This window comes from Streptomyces eurocidicus, from assembly GCF_002891295.1.
Classification (GTDB): Bacteria; Actinomycetota; Actinomycetes; order Streptomycetales; family Streptomycetaceae; genus Streptomyces; species Streptomyces eurocidicus.
The window spans coordinates 353,362-371,483 of sequence record NZ_LGUI01000003.1 but is presented as its reverse complement, the minus strand read 5'-3'; the positions used below and the strand labels follow the sequence as shown (position 1 = coordinate 371,483).

General features: G+C 72.9%; 12 protein-coding genes. 11 read left to right on the top strand and 1 reads right to left on the bottom strand.

Going from position 1 to position 18,122, the window contains the following annotated elements:
• Positions 1-180: 180 nt before the first annotated feature.
• From AF335_RS11475 to AF335_RS11460, 4 genes are read left to right on the top strand one after another with little or no spacing between them, the layout of a single operon-like run.
• Positions 181-804 (top strand): type II secretion system F family protein, encoded by a 624-nt coding sequence (locus AF335_RS11475; protein WP_311775601.1) that lies wholly within the window; start codon positions 181-183, stop codon positions 802-804.
• A 32-nt stretch (positions 805-836) separates the two neighbouring features.
• Positions 837-1,055, top strand: a complete 219-nt coding sequence (locus tag AF335_RS11470) for a DUF4244 domain-containing protein (protein ID WP_102918730.1) — start codon at positions 837-839, stop codon at positions 1,053-1,055.
• Positions 1,042-1,386: a TadE family type IV pilus minor pilin gene (locus tag AF335_RS11465; RefSeq protein ID WP_102918236.1), complete on the top strand. Its 345-nt coding sequence runs from the start codon at positions 1,042-1,044 to the stop codon at positions 1,384-1,386. Before AF335_RS11470 ends, AF335_RS11465 begins: the two co-directional genes overlap by 14 nt.
• Positions 1,387-1,393: 7 nt before the next feature.
• Entirely contained in the window at positions 1,394-1,726 is a 333-nt protein-coding gene (locus AF335_RS11460; protein WP_311775600.1) for an Rv3654c family TadE-like protein, read from the top strand.
• 401 nt (positions 1,727-2,127) lie between these two features.
• Here the strand turns inward: AF335_RS11460 and AF335_RS11450 are convergent, their stop codons facing one another.
• Complete coding sequence (locus tag AF335_RS11450) at positions 2,128-4,587, bottom strand: DEAD/DEAH box helicase (protein ID WP_102918234.1); 2,460 nt, start codon at positions 4,585-4,587, stop codon at positions 2,128-2,130.
• Between the two features lie 54 nt (positions 4,588-4,641).
• Here AF335_RS11450 and bldG point away from each other — a divergent pair, with 54 nt between their 5' ends.
• The 7 genes from bldG to tmk all read left to right on the top strand — a co-directional run bounded on the left by bldG (position 4,642) and on the right by tmk (position 17,620).
• Complete coding sequence (bldG, locus tag AF335_RS11445) at positions 4,642-4,983, top strand: anti-sigma factor antagonist BldG (RefSeq protein WP_030367299.1); 342 nt, start codon at positions 4,642-4,644, stop codon at positions 4,981-4,983.
• A gap of 118 nt (positions 4,984-5,101) precedes the next feature.
• Complete coding sequence (locus AF335_RS11440; RefSeq protein WP_102918729.1) at positions 5,102-5,545, top strand: ATP-binding protein; 444 nt, start codon at positions 5,102-5,104, stop codon at positions 5,543-5,545.
• 407 nt (positions 5,546-5,952) lie between these two features.
• Positions 5,953-8,346: a sodium-translocating pyrophosphatase gene (locus AF335_RS11435; RefSeq protein WP_102918233.1), complete on the top strand. Its 2,394-nt coding sequence runs from the start codon at positions 5,953-5,955 to the stop codon at positions 8,344-8,346.
• 229 nt (positions 8,347-8,575) lie between these two features.
• Positions 8,576-9,148 (top strand): small secreted protein, encoded by a 573-nt coding sequence (locus AF335_RS11430; protein WP_102918232.1) that lies wholly within the window; start codon positions 8,576-8,578, stop codon positions 9,146-9,148.
• An 88-nt stretch (positions 9,149-9,236) separates the two neighbouring features.
• On the top strand, positions 9,237-10,766 hold the full coding sequence (locus AF335_RS11425) for a N5-glutamine methyltransferase family protein (RefSeq protein WP_102918231.1): 1,530 nt from the start codon (positions 9,237-9,239) through the stop codon (positions 10,764-10,766).
• 258 nt (positions 10,767-11,024) lie between these two features.
• On the top strand, positions 11,025-13,889 hold the full coding sequence (gene topA / locus AF335_RS11420; protein WP_102918230.1) for a type I DNA topoisomerase: 2,865 nt from the start codon (positions 11,025-11,027) through the stop codon (positions 13,887-13,889).
• 242 nt (positions 13,890-14,131) lie between these two features.
• Positions 14,132-17,620, top strand: coding sequence for a dTMP kinase (tmk, locus tag AF335_RS11415; protein WP_102918229.1), 3,489 nt, complete (start codon positions 14,132-14,134; stop codon positions 17,618-17,620).
• Positions 17,621-18,122 lie beyond the last annotated feature (502 nt).

The window sequence follows — 18,122 nt, the reverse complement described above, 5'->3', positions numbered from 1 at the left end:
TTCGGCATCGCGCTCGCCGCCGCGATGGCGGCCGCGCGTGGGGTGCGCGGGAGACGGGCCGCGCGGCGTCGGGTCGCCGGGCTCTTCCCACCGCCCGCTCCGGTCGGCGTCGATCGTTCGGAGGGTCAGGTGCGGCGCTGGGCCGCCCGGTTGCCACCGATGAAGGACCGATTGTCCGTCATGGGGGCGGGAGCCGCCGGATTCATCCTCGTCGGTGGCGTCGCCGGGTGCGCCACGGGGCTCGCCGCCGCGTACGGCATGTGGCGCTGGTGGTGCCGACGGGAGAGGGGCGTGGAAGGGCCCGGTGACGGGATCGGCGCGGAGCGCCGACGCCCGGGGGCCAAGGGGACGGAGGGGGTGGCCGGACAGCTTCCGCTCGCCGCGGATCTCATGGCCGCCTGCCTCGCCGCGGGAGCGGGGCCCGGCCAGGCGGCGGAGGCCGTCGGGGCGTCCTTGGCCGGGCCGGTGGGCGAGCGGCTCGCGCGAGCCGCCGCGGAGGTGCGGCTCGGTGGTGACCCCGCCACCGCCTGGAACCGGCTGGGCGGCCTTTCCGGCCCCGGCGCGCGCGAACTGGCGCGCTGCCTGGAGCGGGCCCAGGCGACGGGCGTCCCGGCGGTGGAGCCCATGGCCCGGCTCGCGGGCCGGCTGCGGACCGAGCGCGCCAGGACGGCGGGCATACGGGCCCGGCGCGCGGGGGTCCTGGCCACGGCCCCGCTCGGGCTGTGCTTCCTGCCCGCGTTCCTGACGGTCGGTGTGGTGCCTGTGGTGATCGGGCTGGCGAGTTCGCTGATGAAGGGAGGCTGACGATGCGTGAGATGCGTACGGGGGAGGCAGTGATGGTCGTGCGGTGGTGGTCGAAGGGGTGGGCCGGGTGGCGGTCGTGGCGGTCGTGGGGGCGGGCGGACGGTGAGGCCGGGATGACGACGGCCGAGTACGCCGTCGGGACGCTGGCGGCATGCGCCCTCGCGGCCGTGCTCTACAAGGTGGTCACGAGCGGCGCCGTCAGCGCCGCGCTCCAGTCGCTGATCGGCAGGGCGCTCAATGCGCCCTTCTGACGGCGGCTACGCCACCGCGGAGGCCGCGGTGGTGCTCCCCACGCTGATGCTCTTCGGCATGGGGCTGATCTGGGGACTGGTGGCCGCCGCCGCACAGATCCAGTGCGTGGACGCGGCGAGGGCGGGAGCCCGCGCGGCGGCCCGGTCGGACCCCGCGTCGGCAGCGGTCGCCGCGGCCGAGGCGACCGCGCCGGAAGGCGCCCGGGTCTCGGTGTCGCGGGAAGGCGACCTGGTCCGGGTGAAGGTGGTGGTGCGGACGGCCGGACCGGGCCCGCTGACCGTACGGCTTTCCGGAGAGGCGGTGGCCCTTGCGGAGGAGACCGTGGGGTGACAGGGGAGTGGCGACGGTGTGGGTGGCGGTGGCCGCGACGGCATTCTGCGCGGTGTTCGCGGCGCTGCTGGCCATGAGCCAGGCGGTGGTGGCCCGTCACCGCGCCGGAGGTGCGGCGGACCTCGCGGTGCTGGCGGCCGCGGACCATGCCCTGCGGGGCGAGCCGGTGGCCTGCGGGCTCGCCCGGCGGGTGGCCGGGGCGCAAGGGGCACGCGTGGTGAGCTGCGCCGTCAGCGGGGAGTTCGCCGAGGTCTCGGCGGCGGCGCGGGCGGGCCCGTACACGGTCCGCGCCCGCTCCCGGGCGGGCCCGGCGCTCCCGGCGCCGGAAGCCCGGCCATGAGGCCATGAGGCCATGAGGCCATGAGGCCATGAGGCCATGAGGCCATGAGGCCATGAGGCCATGAGGCCATGAGGCCATGAGGCCATGAGGCCATGAGGCCATGAGGCCATGAGGCCATGAGGCCATGAGGCCATGAGGCCATGAGGCCATGAGGCCATGAGGCCATGAGGCCATGAGGCCATGAGGCCATGAGGCCATGAGGCCATGAGGCCATGAGGCCATGAGGCCATGAGGCCATGAGGCCATGAGGCCATGAGGCCATGAGGCCATGAGGCCATGAGGCCATGAGGCCATGAGGCCATGCATGTGAAGGGGCCTGATGGGGCGTCCGGTGTTTGCCGCTTGGCCGAGCCGTCGGTCGGGTGTTCCCGTTCGCGGGGCCTCCGGTGGGCTCTCCCGGCCTACGGGCCGTCGGTGGGCTCCTCGGGTGGGGCGCCGGCCAGCAAGGTCGTCAGGAGACGGATGGCGGCCTTCTTGTCGAGCGGCTCGTTGCCGTTGCCGCACTTGGGGGACTGCACGCACGAGGGGCACCCGGAAGCGCACTCGCAGGCGGCGATCGCCTCCCGGGTGGCGGTGAGCCAGCGGGTGGCGGTGTGGAAGGCGCGCTCGGCGAAGCCCGCGCCGCCGGAGTGGCCGTCGTAGACGAAGACCGTCGGCAGCAGCGTGTCGGGGTGGAGGGGGACGGAGACACCGCCGATGTCCCAGCGGTCGCAGGTGGCGAAGAGCGGCAGCATGCCGATCGAGGCGTGCTCCGCGGCGTGCAGGGCGCCCCCGAGGGCCTCGGGGTGCACCCGGGCGTCGTCGAGCTGGTCCTCGGTGACGGTCCACCACACGGCGCGGGTACGCAGCTTCCGGGGCGGCAGATCCAGCTTGGACTCGCCCATGACCTCGCCGGTGAGGACCCGGCGGCGGAGGAAGGAGACCACCTGGTTGGTGACCTCGACGGAGCCGAAGCAGAGCCGGGCGTCGCCCCAGGGGACCTCGGCGGTGGTCTCCAGGACGGAGACGGTCGTCGTGTCACGGGCCGTCGTCGAATAGGGCGGGTCGGCCTGCTCGACGAGGGCGACGGAGTCCTCCAGGTCGAGGTGGCGGACGAGATAGGTCCGGCCCTGGTGGAGATGGACCGCGCCTTCGTGGACGGTGGTGTGGGCGGCGCTCGCGTCCACGGTGCCCAGCAGGCGGCCCGTGCCCTCCTCCACGATCTGGAAGGGGCGGCCGCCCTCGCCCCTGATGTCGGTGAGGTCGGCGGCGCGCTCGCGGCGGGTCCAGTGCCAGGCGGCGGCACGGCGGCGGAGCAGCTTGCGGCCTTCGAGCTGGGTGAGCAGGCCGGGCGTCTCGGGGCCGAACAGCGACAGGTCGGCCTCGGTGAGCGGCAGCTCGGCCGCGGCGGCGCACAGATGGGGGGCGAGGACGTAGGGGTTGTCGGGATCGAGGACGGTCGATTCGACGGGCTGCCGGAAGAGGGCCTCGGGGTGGTGGACGAGATAGGTGTCCAGCGGGTCGTCCCGGGCCACGAGGACGGCGAGGGCTCCCTGGCCCGTACGGCCGGCGCGGCCGGCCTGCTGCCACAGGGAGGCCCGGGTGCCCGGGTAGCCGGAGAGGAGGACGGCGTCGAGCCCGGCGACGTCGACGCCGAGTTCCAGGGCGCTGGTGGCGGCGAGGCCGAGGAGTTCGCCGGAGTGCAGGGCGCGCTCGATGGCACGGCGCTCCTCGGGGAGGTAGCCGCCCCGGTAGGCCGCGACCCGGGAGGGCAGGGAGCGGTCCACCGCGGCCAGGCGTTCCTGGGCGATCAGGGCCACCAGCTCGGCGCCGCGTCGTGAGCGGACGAAGGCGACCGTGCGGACGCCCTGGACGGCCAGGTCGGTGAGGAGGTCGGCGGTCTCCGCGGTGGCGGTACGGCGCACGGGGGCGCCCCGCTCGCCGTGGAGCTCGGTGAGCGGTGGCTCCCAGAGGGCGAAGACCAGCTCGCCGCGCGGGGAGGAGTCCTCGGTGATCTCCGTGACGGGCACCCCGGTCAGCCGGGTGGCGGCGGTGGCCGGGTCGGAGGCGGTCGCGGAGGCGAGGAGGAAGACGGGGTCGGAGCCGTAGCGGGCGCAGATCCGGCGGAGCCGGCGCAGCACCTGGGCGACGTGCGAGCCGAAGACGCCGCGGTAGGTGTGGCACTCGTCGATGACGACGTAGCGCAGGGCGCGCAGGAAGGAGGCCCACCTGGGGTGGGCGGGCAGTATCGAGCGGTGGAGCATGTCGGGGTTGGTGAGCACGTAGTTCGCGTACTGGCGCACCCACTCCCGCTCCTCGACGGGGGTGTCGCCGTCGTGGACGGCGGGGCGGACGCTCTTGCCCAGGGGTGCGGCGAGGGTCCGGACGGCGCGCCGCTGGTCGGCCGCCAGGGCCTTGGTGGGGGCGATGTAGAGCGCGGTGGCCCCTCGGCCGTTGGGGGCCTCCGAGCCGTCCAGGAGGGCGCTCAGGACCGGTGCGAGGTAGGCGAGGGACTTCCCGGAGGCGGTGCCGGTGGCCACCACCACCGATTCGCCGCGCAGCGCGTGCTCCGCCGTGAGCGCCTGGTGGGCCCAGGGCCGCTCGATACCGGCCGCCCGGATGGCGTCGACCACTTCCGGCCGGATCTTCTCAGGCCAGGGGGCATGACGCCCCGGACGCGGGGGCAAGTGCTCCGTATGAGTGATGCGTGCAGCCCGGTCGCCCCCGGCGGTCAGTCGGTCGAGGACTGTCCGGGGAGCGGGATGTACGCCCGCCTCCGGCGGGAGTTGATCGTTGGCCATCGACACCGAGTGTGTCACTGGCGTGACGGACAATGGCGCCAAGGCGTCGTGCACGCCTGCTGGTAAGTGATTGAATGCCATCGCGGCTGCCGATCCATGGGGGGCGACCGCTCGATGCAAGGTGCTGGAGGATCCGTGGACCTGTCCCTGTCGACCGAGACCGTAGGCGACCGTACGGTTGTCCGGGTCGGTGGCGAGATTGATGTGTACACCGCGCCCAAGCTGCGTGAGCAGTTGGTCGAGCTTGTCAACGACGGCAGCTATCACCTCGTCGTGGACATGGAGGGCGTCGACTTCCTCGACTCCACCGGGCTCGGCGTGCTGGTCGGCGGCCTCAAGCGGGTGCGAGCCCATGAGGGCTCGCTGCGCCTGGTCTGCAACCAGGAGCGCATTCTGAAGATTTTCCGTATCACCGGCCTCACCAAGGTGTTCCCGATTCACACCTCGGTCGAGGACGCGGTGCAGGCGACCGACTGACGGTCGTCTGGCGGAAGACTGCCACGCGGGGGGTACCGGGCTCGTGAGCCCGGCCCCTCTCGCGAGTTCGCCCTTTTCCAGAAGAGGGAAGAGGGCACGTATGACCGAGGGGGATGGCATGGCCACCGTCGAACTGCTGTTCAGTGCCCTTCCCGAGCATGTCCGGACGGCACGGTTGGTGGCGGCCGCGGTGGCGCGCCGTGCCGGGGTCGACGAGGCCGTGCTGGACGAGCTGCGGCTCGCCGTGGGCGAGGCGTGCTCGCGCGCGGTCGGCCTGCACCTCAGCCATGGCGTGGCCGCCCCCGTGCGGGTCGTGCTGATCGAGGACGAGAAGAAGTTCTCCATCGAGGTCGGGGACGACGCGCCCAGGCCGGCGCCCGTCGGAGCCGCGAGCGGTGCCGCGCGCCCCGGATCCGCCCAGGACGAGGGCGGGGACGGTGAGGACGACATGGGCCTCGCCGTGATCAGCGGCCTTGTCGACGACGTCGAGGTGACGGCGGACGAGACCGGTGGCCTGATCCGGATGAGCTGGCCGACCACTCCTGGCGCCATGGCTTCGTAGCCCGGCGTCAGTCGAATGCCGTAGCGGGCCGCCCGCTACTTTCCGTGACTCTTCTCCGCCCGGGGTCGGCTCCGCGCGCCTTTTCCACCTGCCTGAATTCACCGGTGCGCCATCGGCCGCGGGCCGATTTCCGATCTTCTTCGGAGATCGTCGGGTGCCCTTCGGGCGATCTCCCGGTGATCCCCTGGTGATCTCCGTTTTCAGATCTTCCTTTGCCGTCGGTTATCGGGCGGATCATTCACTCGATCTTCACTCGCAACAGGCTCATTCCCTTTGCCGTGCTCTGTTTTGATCTCGCCATGCTCCCTACAATCCGTCCATCTTGAGCTCAGGACGCCTGAGCGTGGTGACCGTTCCGCGGTCGCGGTCCGGTCGCGCGCCCATGTGCCAAACGTCAAGGAGGACGAATGGCGGGGCCTTTTACCCCTGGACAGGTGGACTTCACGCAGAATCTCGCAGCCGAGCTGACTCAAGGCAATCGCACGCTGGTGATGGTGATCGGAGCCGTCGCGCTCGCGGCCCTCGTCGTCGCCGTGGTGCTCGTCCGGCAGGTGCTCGCCGCCCGGGAGGGCACCGACGGCATGCGAAAGATCGCCGCGGCGGTGCAGGAAGGCGCGAACGCCTATCTCGCCCGGCAGTTGCGCACCCTCGGTATTTTCGCCGTGGCGGTGTTCTTCCTGCTCATGCTGTTGCCGGCGGACAACTGGTCGCAGCGCGCCGGGCGTTCCGCCTTCTTCCTGGTCGGCGCGCTCTTCTCGGCGGCCACGGGTTATATCGGCATGTGGCTCGCCGTCCGCAGCAATGTGCGGGTCGCCGCGGCCGCGCGGGAGGCCACGCCCGCCGAGGGGGAGCCCGAGAAGGATCTGACGGCCGTCTCCCACAAGGCCATGAAGATCGCGTTTCGTACGGGTGGCGTCGTCGGCATGTGCACGGTCGGCCTCGGCCTGCTGGGCGCCTCCTGCGTGGTGCTGGTCTACGCGGCCGACGCGCCCAAGGTGCTGGAGGGGTTCGGCCTGGGCGCGGCGCTGATCGCGATGTTCATGAGGGTCGGCGGCGGCATCTTCACCAAGGCCGCCGACGTCGGCGCCGACCTGGTCGGCAAGGTGGAGCAGGGCATCCCGGAGGACGATCCGCGGAACGCCGCCACCATCGCCGACAACGTGGGCGACAACGTCGGCGACTGCGCGGGCATGGCGGCCGACCTCTTCGAGTCCTACGCGGTGACCCTGGTGGCCGCGCTGATCCTGGGCAAGGCCGCCTTCGGCGACGCGGGACTGGCCTTCCCGCTGCTCGTCCCGGCCATCGGGGTGCTCACGGCGATGATCGGCATCTTCGCCGTCGCCCCCCGCCGTGCCGACCGCAGCGGTATGACCGCGATCAACCGCGGCTTCTTCGTCTCGGCCGTCATCTCGCTCGTCCTGGTGGCCGTCGCGGTCTTCGTCTACCTGCCGTCCAGCTTCGCGGAATTGAAGGGCATCGGGGACGACGCCATCCGGGCCCACGACGGTGACCCGCGGGTCTTCGCGCTGGTCGCGGTGGCCATCGGCATCGTGCTCGCCGCGCTCATCCAGCAGCTGACCGGCTATTTCACGGAGACCACCCGGCGGCCGGTCCGCGACATCGGCAAGACCTCCCTGACCGGCCCCGCGACCGTCGTCCTCGCCGGTATCTCCATCGGCCTGGAGTCGGCGGTCTACTCCGCCGTGCTGATCGGCCTCGGCGTCTACGGCGCGTTCCTCCTCGGCGGCACCTCGATCATGCTCGCGCTGTTCGCGGTCGCCCTCGCCGGCACGGGTCTGCTGACGACCGTCGGCGTCATCGTCGCCATGGACACCTTCGGCCCGGTCTCCGACAACGCCCAGGGCATCGCCGAGATGTCCGGCGACGTCGAGGGCGCGGGCGCCCAGGTGCTCACCGACCTGGACGCCGTCGGCAACACCACCAAGGCCATCACCAAGGGCATCGCCATCGCCACGGCCGTGCTGGCCGCGGCGGCGCTGTTCGGCTCGTACCGCGACGCCATCGCCACCGCCGTGCGGGACGTGCACGCCAACTCCGGTGAGCTGGGGCTCAGCCTGGACATCTCACAGCCCAACAACCTCGTGGGGCTGGTCCTCGGCGCGGCCGTCGTCTTCCTCTTCTCGGGGCTGGCGATCAACGCCGTCTCCCGCTCGGCGGGCGCGGTGGTCTACGAGGTCCGGCGGCAGTTCCGCGAGCACCCCGGGATCATGGATTACACCGAAAAGCCGGAGTACGGGCGGGTGGTGGACATCTGCACCAAGGACGCGCTGCGCGAACTCGCCACGCCCGGGCTGCTCGCGGTCATGGCGCCGATCGCGGTCGGCTTCTCGCTCGGCGTCGGCGCCCTCGGCTCGTACCTGGCGGGCGCGATCGGCTGCGGCACCCTGATGGCAGTCTTCCTGGCCAACTCCGGTGGCGCCTGGGACAACGCCAAGAAGCTGGTGGAGGACGGGCACCACGGCGGCAAGGGCAGCGAGGCGCACGCCGCGACTGTCATCGGCGACACGGTCGGCGACCCCTTCAAGGACACCGCGGGGCCCGCGATCAACCCGCTGCTGAAGGTGATGAACCTGGTGGCCCTCCTGATCGCGCCGGCGGTGGTCAAGTTCTCCTACGGCGACGACGCCAACAAGGGGCTGCGGATCGGCATCGCGGCGCTGGCCGCCGTCGTCATCGTCGCCGCGGTCTATGTCTCCAAGCGCCGGGGCGTCGCCGTCGACGGCGACGACGGGAACGCCGAGAAGGCGCCACGACCGGCCGATCCGGCGGTGGTGTCCTAGCCGGCACAGGCGTACTGAACGAACGTCAGGAGCGTGGGTGGGTGGTGCGCGCGGGCGCACTACCCACCCGCGCGCGCCGGCGCCGCACCTGGGGATCAGGTGCGGCGAACGCCACGCATGTCTTGGTGCAAATGGCCCTAAAAGGGGACGTAAAGGGTGCTTGGCTCCCGGGCGGCCCGCCCTGGACGTGTAAGTTCCGGGGCCGGGAGCCATTGAAGGGACCGATCCGGTGAACAAGAAGCTTGTGGCTGCGCTGTCCGGCGGTGCGGCACTCGTCCTGGCGCTGTCGGGCTGCGGCGGCGGCGACGAAGGCAACAAGAAGCTCGACGACTGGGCCAAGAAGGTCTGCGACCAGATGCAGCCCCAAGTGAAGAAGATCCAGGACGCCAACCACTCCATCGCGGGCGTCCAGACGGAGGAGGACTCCAAGAAGGTCCAGCAGACCGACTCGGCCGCCTTCCAGGCCAACGCCGACGCGTACAAGGCCCTGGCCACCAGCGTGGAGAACGCCGGGGCGCCGCCCGTCAAGGACGGCGAGACCAGCGAGAAGAACGCCGTGAAGGCCCTCAACGACCTCTCCGGGGCGTACATCGGCCTGAAGAAGCGGATCGACGGCCTCGACACCGGCGACAAGGCGAAGTTCGGCGAGGGCCTCAAGGCCATCGGCGGGGACATCGGCAAGCTGAGCGGCCAGAGCGACGAGGCCCTCAAGAAGCTGCAGGCCGGCGATGTCGGCAAGGCCATGACGAAGCAGCCCGGCTGCAAGAAGATCTCGGCCTCGGCCCCGGCCGTGAAGAAATAGCCGGCCGTGCGGCCCGGCGCCGCGTCCCCGCGAGGGGCGCGGTGCCGGGCTTTCGCCGTTTGCCCGCGGCGCCCCCGACAATGGAGCCGTGAGTACGCTCCTTCCCTCCGCCACCGACCACGCGCGCACCGCCCGCCTGCGCGACTCCCTGCTGACCGCGGCCTTCACCGCCGACGGCCTCCTCGACCTGCTGGGCGCCCCCGCCTACGCCGCGCTCGCCCGCAGCGAGACCGTCCCCGCGCTGCGCGCCACCCGCGGTGACGGCCCGCTGGAGACGCTGGTGCGGCTCTTCCTGCTCCAGCTGCCGGTCGGCCGCGCCCGGGCCGCCGCGGCGCTGCCGGTGGACGACTGCGTCGCCGACGGCTGGCTGGTCCGGGACGGCGAGGACGTACGCGCCACGGTCGACGTGCGCCCGTACAGCGGTCCCGAGGGCGAGGACTGGTGGATCGTCTCCGACCTGGGCTGCGCGGTCGGCGGCGCCGGCGGGATCGCCGGAGGCCCCGGGGGCCCGTCGGGGGTGGACCGCTCCCAGCTCGTCCTCGGCGTGGGCGGCGCCTCCACCACGCTCGCCGGGATCACCATCCGCACGCCCGTGGCCAGCGCCCTCGACCTCGGCACCGGCTCCGGCATCCAGGCGCTGCACGCGAGCCGGCACGCCACCCGGGTCACCGCCACCGACCTCAACCCGCGCGCCCTGCACTTCGCGCGCCTCACGCTGGCCCTGTCCGGCGCGCCCGAGGCGGATCTGCGCGAGGGCTCGCTCTTCGAGCCGGTCGCCCGGGACACCTACGACCTGATCGTCTCCAACCCGCCTTTCGTCATCTCCCCCGGCGCGCGGCTCACCTACCGCGACGGCGGCATGGGCGGCGACGACCTGTGCCGGACGATCGTCCGGCAGGCGGCGGACCGGCTCAACGACGGCGGCCACTGCCAGCTGCTCGCCAACTGGCAGCACGTCGAGGGCGAGGACTGGCGGGACCGGCTGTCCTCCTGGGTACCGCGCGGCTGCGACGCCTGGATCGTCCAGCGCGAGGTGCAGGACGTCGCCCAGTACGCCGAGCTGTGGCTGCGCGACGGCGGTGACCACCGCACGGATCCCGCCGCGTACGCGGCCCGCTACGACGCGTGGCTGGACGAGTTCGAGACACGTAGGACCAAGGCCGTCGGATTTGGCTGGATCACGCTGCGTAAATCGGGCTCCGACCGCCCTTCCGTCATCGCGGAGGAGTGGCCGCACCCGGTCGAGCAGCCGCTCGGTGCATCCGTTCGGGCCCATTTCGAGCGACAGGACTTCCTGCGCGCGCACGACGACGCGTCCCTGCTGGCCGCCCGCTTCCGGCTCGCCGACGAGGTGGTCCAGGAGCAGGTCGGGCTGCCCGGCGCGGAGGATCCGGAGCATGTCGTCCTGCGCCAGAACCGCGGAATGCGGCGGGCCACCAAGGTGGACACGGTCGGCGCGGGCTTCGCCGGGGTGTGTGACGGCTCTCTCAGCGCGGGCCGCATCCTCGACGCGATCGCGCAGCTGGTGGGGCAGGACCCGGTGCTGCTGCGCGACCGTACGCCGGAGTCGATCCGGCTCCTCGTCGAGCAGGGATTCCTGACCCCGGTGGCGGACTGAGAGCGGCCGGGGAGCGATCCGGCAAGAGGCGGGTTCACGTCAATCGGCGCGCGCGGTCCGACCGGGGCCGCGCGGCGCCCCGGCGGCTCCTTCACTCCGGTGGTGTGCCGGTCCGGGCGGCAGACAGGACGCTTGTCGGGTTACCGTTCGAGTGGCGTTGCGGGCTTTTTCCGTTTGACACGGGGGCGGGATGTACCGTCACACTCCGCAGCGTCACCGCAGCGCCTACACCGAGTGCCGACCGGAAGAAGAGCGAAGTTGTCCCCGACCAGCGAGACCGCACAGGGCGGCCGCCGACTCGTCATCGTCGAGTCGCCTGCCAAGGCGAAGACGATCAAGGGCTACCTCGGCCCCGGATACGTCGTCGAGGCGAGCGTCGGGCACATCCGTGACCTGCCGAACGGGGCCGCCGAGGTCCCGGCCAAGTACAAGGGCGAGCCCTGGGCCCGGCTCGGCGTGAACGTCGATGCCGACTTCCAGCCCGTCTATGTCGTCAATCACGACAAGAAGGACCAGGTCAAGAAGCTCAAGGAGCTGCTGGCCGAGTCCGACGAGCTCTTCCTCGCCACCGATGAGGACCGCGAGGGCGAGGCCATCGCGTGGCACCTCCAGGAAGTCCTCAAGCCCAAGGTCCCGGTCCGCCGGATGGTCTTCCACGAGATCACCAAGGACGCGATCCGGGAGGCCGTGGCCAACCCGCGCGAGCTGAACAAGAAGCTGGTCGACGCCCAGGAGACCCGCCGCATCCTCGACCGCCTCTACGGCTACGAGGTCTCGCCGGTGCTGTGGAAGAAGGTCATGCCCCGGCTGTCGGCCGGCCGGGTGCAGTCCGTCGCCACGCGTCTCGTCGTCGAGCGGGAGCGCGAGCGCATCGCCTTCCGCTCCGCCGAGTACTGGGACCTCACCGGCACCTTCGCCACCGGCCGCGGCGGCGACGCCACGGACCCCGGCACCCTTGCCGCCCGCCTGACCGCGGTCGACGGCCGCCGGGTGGCGCAGGGCCGCGACTTCGGCTCGACCGGTGTGCTCAAGGACGGCTCCGCCGTGCTGCACCTGGACGAGACGAACGCCCGCGCGCTCGCCGCCGCCCTCGCCGACTCGGCGTTCGCGGTGCGGTCCGTCGAGTCCAAGCCGTACCGCCGCTCGCCGTACGCGCCGTTCCGGACGACCACCCTCCAGCAGGAGGCGTCGCGCAAGCTGGGCTTCGGCGCGAAGGCCACCATGCAGGTGGCCCAGAAGCTGTACGAAAACGGCTTCATCACCTATATGCGTACGGACTCGACCACGCTCTCCGACACGGCCGTGCAGGCCGCCCGGACGCAGGTCACCCAGCTCTACGGCGCCGACTACCTGCCGGAGAAGCCGCGTACGTACGCCGGCAAGGTCAAGAACGCCCAGGAGGCGCACGAGGCGATTCGTCCTTCGGGTGATCGTTTCCGCACTCCGGCCGAGACCGGTCTGACCGGCGACCAGTTCCGGCTCTACGAGCTGATCTGGAAGCGGACCGTCGCCTCCCAGATGAAGGACGCGACCGGTAACTCCGTCACCGTCAAGATCGCCGGCCGGGCGAGCGACGGCCGGGACGCCGAGTTCAGCGCCTCCGGCAAGACGATCACCTTCCACGGCTTTATGAAGGCGTACGTCGAAGGCGCCGACGACCCGAACGCCGAGCTCGACGACCGCGAGCGCCGCCTCCCGCAGGTCACCGAGGGCGACTCGCTGACCGCCGAGGAGATCACCGCCGACGGCCACGCCACCAAGCCGCCGGCCCGCTACACCGAAGCCTCGCTGGTCAAGGAGCTGGAGGAGCGGGAGATCGGCCGCCCGTCGACGTACGCGTCGATCATCGGCACGATCCTCGACCGCGGCTACGTCTTCAAGAAGGGCACGGCGCTCGTCCCGTCCTTCCTGTCCTTCGCGGTCGTGAACCTCCTGGAGAAGCACTTCGGCCGCCTGGTCGACTACGACTTCACCGCCTCCATGGAGGAGGACCTCGACCGCATCGCCCGTGGCGAGGCCCAGGCCGTGCCGTGGCTGCGCCGCTTCTACTTCGGCTCCGCGGACGGCCCCGAGGGCTCCGCCGCCGACGCCGGGAACGGCGACGGCGACCACCTCGGCGGCCTCAAGGAGCTCGTCACCGACCTCGGCGCGATCGACGCCCGCGAGGTGTCCTCGTTCCCGGTCGGCGACGGCATCATGCTGCGCGTCGGCCGCTACGGCCCGTACGTCGAGCGGGGCGAGAAGGACGCCGAGGGCCACCAGCGCGCGGACGTCCCCGAGGACCTGGCGCCCGACGAGCTGACCGTCGCGTACGCCGAGGAGCTGTTCGCCAAGCCGAGCGGCGACTTCGAGCTGGGCACGGACCCGGCCAGCGGCAACCCGGTCATCGCCCGCGACGGCCGCTACGGCCCGTACGTCACCGAGGTGCTGCCCGAGGGCACGCCGAAGACCGGCAAGAACGCCGTGAAGCCGCGCACCGCCTCGCTCTTCAAGAGCATGTCCCTGGACACGGTCACCCTGGAGGACGCCCTCAAGCTGATGTCGCTGCCGCGCGTCGTCGGCGCGGACGCCGAGGGTGTGGAGATCACCGCGCAGAACGGCCGCTACGGCCCGTATCTGAAGAAGGGCACGGACTCGCGCTCCCTGGAGACCGAGGACCAGCTCTTCACGATCACTCTCGACGAGGCCCTCGCGATCTACGCCCAGCCGAAGCAGCGGGGCCGCGCCGCGGCCAAGCCGCCGCTGAAGGAGCTCGGCACCGACCCGGTCAGCGAGCGTCCGGTCGTGGTCAAGGACGGCCGCTTCGGTCCGTATGTGACCGACGGCGAGACCAACGCCACGCTGCGCCGTGACGACGACGTCGAGACGATCACGCCGGAGCGCGGCTACGAGCTGCTCGCCGAGAAGCGTGCCAAGGGGCCGGCCAAGAAGACGGCCAAGAAGGCGCCCGCGAAGAAGACGGCGGCGAAGAAGACCACCGCCAAGAAGACCGCCACCAAGACGGCGGCGAAGAAGACGGCCGCCAAGAAGACGACGACGGCCAAGAAGACGACCACCGCGAAGAAGGCGACGGCCAAGAAGACGGCGGCGAAGAAGACCACCGCCGCGGCTCCGGCCGAGTAGCGGCGGGCGGCCGGGACTCCTGGCCGGGGGTTTCACGTCGCGGGCTGCCGCGGGCGACGTGGTCGAGGGCGGTGAACCGGAATCCGGTTCACCGCCCTCCGCCGTTCCCTCGGCCGCCCTCCCGCCGTCGGCGCCGAGGACCCCTGTGAGCAGCGGTTTCCGCAGTGGGACGACCACTCGGTAGGTCGATCAGATGTTCGGCGTGGCGGTTGAGGTCCGGCCACTCCGGATAGGCTGGCAGGATGACGCGAGCCGAGCAGCCATCGGTGGAAACCACCACATCCGGCGCCCTAGCCGCGGATTCCCGCGAGCGCGCCGTACGGGCCCTGTTGCGCATCCCCCCGCTCCGGCGGCTGTGGAGCGCCCAGTTCGTCGGCGGCGTCGGGGACTCCCTCGCCCTTCTCGTCCTCCTCCTGCTGGCGCTCCAGGCGTCGGTCGCGACGGAGGCGTTCGGGGGCGGATACCGCGGTGCCGCTACGGCGGTCGCCGCGGTCCTCGGCGCGCGCCTGCTCGCGACGCTGCTCTTCGGCGCCGCCCTGCTCGGCCCGGTCTCCTCGCTCATCGCGCCGGCCGGCCCCCTCGACCGGCGCTGGACCATGATCGGCGCGGACGGCGTACGGTTCGCGCTGCTGGCCGTCGCCCCCCTGTGGATCGACTGGGCCGAGGACAAGGCGCTCGCCCTGCTGCTCGTGTCGGCCTTCGTCGTGGGCGTCGCCGAGCGCCTGTGGACCGTCGCCAAGGAGGGCGCGGCTCCCACGCTGCTGCCCGCGCCCCCCGCCGAGGGCGCGGCCGTACGCCCCCTCCCGGACCACTACGACGCGCTGCGCCGGCTCTCGCTGCGGACCAACTTCGTGGCCCTGCCCGTGGCGGCCGCCGCGCTCGTCGCCATCACGCTCGTCAGCAACGTCCTCGGCTCCGGCATCGACTGGTTCCACGAGCACCAGCCGGCCCTGGGCGCCTACCTCGCCGCCGGGCTGTTCGCGGCCTCGGCCGCGGTCCTCTACTTCCTCACCTTCCCCGGTACACAGGCTCCGCGCGTGCGCTCTCCCCTGGAGGGCCTGCGCCGCCCCAAGGGCCTCCAGGGAACCCCCGACACGGGCCGTACGGGCGCGATCCCGGTGCTCGTCCTGTCCTGCGCCGCCGTCGCCGGAGCGATCGCCGCGGCCGTCGGCGTCGCCGCCCTCCAGGCCGCGGACCTCGGCGGCGGCCCGGTGGCCTTCGGGCTGCTGGTGCTCGCCCTCTCCGGCGGCCCGGTCATCGGCATCCGCACCGCGCGGAAGGTGCTGCCGGGCTTCTCCCGGCGCCGTCTGCTGGCCCTGGCCCTCGCCCTGGCCGGCCTCGCGCTGCTGGCCGCCGGCCTGGTGCCGGACCCGACCACGGTCCTCCTGCTCGTCCTGGCGGCGGGCGTCCTCGCCGGCATCGTCGCCAACACCGGGCACTCCCTGCTCGACCAGGAGACCGAGGAGAGCCGCCGGGCGCGCACGACCGACCACCTGCACGCCGTCGTCCGGGTCAGCGCCGCGCTGGGCGCCGTCGCGGCGCCGCTGCTCGCCGCGGCCATCGGGCCGCACCGGGTGGAGAGCGGCAGCTTCGTCTTCGCGCACGGCGGGGCGGCCTTCACGCTGATGCTCGTCGGCGCCCTGCTGCTGCCCGTCGCCGCCATCGTGCTCGGCAAGACCGACGACCGGCACGGCGTACCGTTCCGCCGCGACCTGATGGACGTGCTGCGCGGCGGCGACCCCGCCCAGACGCCCTCGGGCAACGGCTTCTTCATCGCCTTCGAGGGCGGCGACGGAGCCGGCAAGTCCACCCAGGTGCAGGCCGTCGCCGACTGGATCCGCGCCAAGGGCCACGAGGTCGTCGTCACCCGCGAGCCCGGCGCGACGGCCATAGGGAAGCGGCTGCGCGCCATCCTCCTGGACGTCGGCTCCGCCGGCCTGTCCGACCGGGCCGAGGCGCTGCTGTACGCGGCCGACCGCGCCCACCACGTCGAGTCCGTCGTACGGCCCGCCCTGGAGCGCGGCGCCGTCGTCATCACCGACCGGTACATCGACTCCTCCGTCGCGTACCAGGGCGCCGGTCGCGACCTCTCGCCGACCGAGATCGCCCGCATCTCGCGCTGGGCCACGGACGGTCTCGTCCCGCACCTGACGGTGCTGCTCGACGTCTCGCCCGAGACCGCGCGAGAACGTTTCACCGAGGCGCCCGACCGGCTCGAGTCCGAGCCCGCCGAGTTCCACCAGCGGGTCCGCACCGGCTTCCTGACCCTGGCCGCCGCCGACCCCTCGCGCTATCTCGTGGTGGACGCCGGCCAGGAGCCGGAGTCCGTCTCCACGGTCGTGCGCCACCGCCTGGACCAGCTCCTTCCGCTCTCCGCGGCCGAGATCGAGCGCCGCGAGCAAGCCCGTAAGGCCGCCGAGGAGGAGGCCCGCCGCAAGGCCGAGGAGGAGGCCGCTCGCAAGGCGGAGGAGGAGCGGCTGGAGCGCGAGCGCCAGGCACAGCTCGCCAAGCTGCGCGCCGAGGAGGAGGAGCGCCGGCGGCGCGAGCTGGAGGAGGCCCGCAAGCGCGAGGAGGAGCGCCTCGCGGAGGAGGCCCGGCAGCGCGCCGAGGAGGCCCGCCGCCTGGCGGAGGAGGAGCGCAGACGCCGCGAGGCCGAGGAGCGCACCCGGGCCGCCGAGCAGGAGCGCCTCCGCAAGCGCGCCGAGGAGGAGGCGCGGCTGCGCGCGGAGGCTGCGGAACGCCGCCTGGAGAAGCAGCGCAAGGCTGAGGAAGCGTTGCTGCGGGCGGAGCAGGCGCGTGTCGCCGCGGCCGAGGCGGCAGCGGCGTCGGCGGCTTCCACCGCCTCCGAGGCGCCTACCGTCGAGCGACCCTCGCTCCGTAAGGACGAAGCGTTCGGTAAGAAGGACGAAGCGTCCGGCAAGAGTGAAGCGTCCGGTAAGGACGAAGCGGCTACTGCCTCGGCCGTGGACGACTCCGAGGTGACGCGGACGGTCCGCCGTCCGGTCGTCGGCCGGACCGACCCGCGCACGGCGGACCTGACGCCGACCGTCGAAAGGCCGCGCGTCGACCCGCGCGCCTCCGCCGCCCGGCCCGCGGCGGAGGAGGAGACGGCGGTCCTGCCGCCGGTACGCGACACGGCGCCGCCGCAGCGGGTGACGTGGGGGACGGAGCCGGAGAAGACGGCGGACGCCGCCCCTTCGGGCCCCTCGGAGGACGCTTCGAGCGCCTCCGCGGGCGCTTCGGACTCCGAGGAGACGGCCGTACTGCCGCAGCCGCCCGCCCGCCCGGCGCCGGCCGCTCCGGCCGCGCCCGCCGGGGCGAGCGACGCGGAGGAGACCGCCGTACTGCCGCCGGTCCCGTCCGACGGTGCCTCCGGGACCCCGGCCGGGGCGGCGGACGAGACGGCGGTGCTTCCGCCCGTAAGGATCACCGGTCCCGGTCCTGTCGACCGCCCGGAGGACCCGACAGACCGGGTGCCCACGTGGCTCTTCCGGCCGGAGGACCCCGCGGCGGACGGCTCGGACGGCGAGATCACCCGTGAGCTGCCGCAGCCGGACGGCCGGACGGCTCCCGGCACGAAGCCGCGCCGCCGGCCCGGCTGGGTGGAGGGCGCCTCGTCCGACGACGCCCCGACCCTCGCGGACGAGCTCCTGGGTCCTCGGGACCGCCGCGACCGCCGCGACCGCCGCGAGGGCGGCCCGGGCCGCCCGGACGAGCGCAGCGACGGCTGACGGGGAAGCGGTAGGAGTATCGGTACGGGCCCGGATGCGGGCCCGTACCGCGTTGGGGCGTGGGGCGGCCGGTGCGTCCTGCCGGGTGGCACGAGGCCGAAGGGTGGCCGGCCTCTTCCGGCCGGTGGGCGTGCACGGATCTCGCCGGGTTCGGCCGGGCCGCCTGAGGATTGCGGGTGCGGGGCAGGCCGGTGCGTCCTGCCGGGTGGCCCGCCGTCGAGGCCGACCGGCGCCTTCCGGCCGACCGGCGCGCTGTCGCCGTGACGGGTGCCGCTGCCGTGCCGTCCCGGCCGGACGCCCGGGAGGCCCCGGACACCCCGGGAGGCCCCGGACACCCCGGAGGCCCCGGACACCCCGGACGCTCCGGACGCTCCGGAGGCCCGGCGGCGCGGGACACCTCGTACTCGTCGGCGTGACCGCCGGGCGCCGCGCCCCGGCGCCCGCCCCGCCCCGTACCCCCGCCCTCTCCGTCCTCGCGCCCTCCGCCTCACCCGGGCCCCGG

Bases quoted from the DNA above. Each gene is read 5' to 3' on its own strand.
- AF335_RS11435 (WP_102918233.1), top strand. From the start codon at position 5,953: ATGGCGGGGCCTTTTACCCCTGGACAGGTGGACTTCACGCAGAATCTC.
- AF335_RS11470 (WP_102918730.1), top strand. From the start codon at position 837: ATGGTCGTGCGGTGGTGGTCGAAGGGGTGGGCCGGGTGGCGGTCGTGG.
- AF335_RS11450 (WP_102918234.1), bottom strand. From the start codon at position 4,587: ATGGCATTCAATCACTTACCAGCAGGCGTGCACGACGCCTTGGCGCCA.
- tmk (WP_102918229.1), top strand. From the start codon at position 14,132: ATGACGCGAGCCGAGCAGCCATCGGTGGAAACCACCACATCCGGCGCC.
- AF335_RS11475 (WP_311775601.1), top strand. From the start codon at position 181: ATGGGGGCGGGAGCCGCCGGATTCATCCTCGTCGGTGGCGTCGCCGGG.
- AF335_RS11465 (WP_102918236.1), top strand. From the start codon at position 1,042: ATGCGCCCTTCTGACGGCGGCTACGCCACCGCGGAGGCCGCGGTGGTG.
- AF335_RS11440 (WP_102918729.1), top strand. From the start codon at position 5,102: ATGGCCACCGTCGAACTGCTGTTCAGTGCCCTTCCCGAGCATGTCCGG.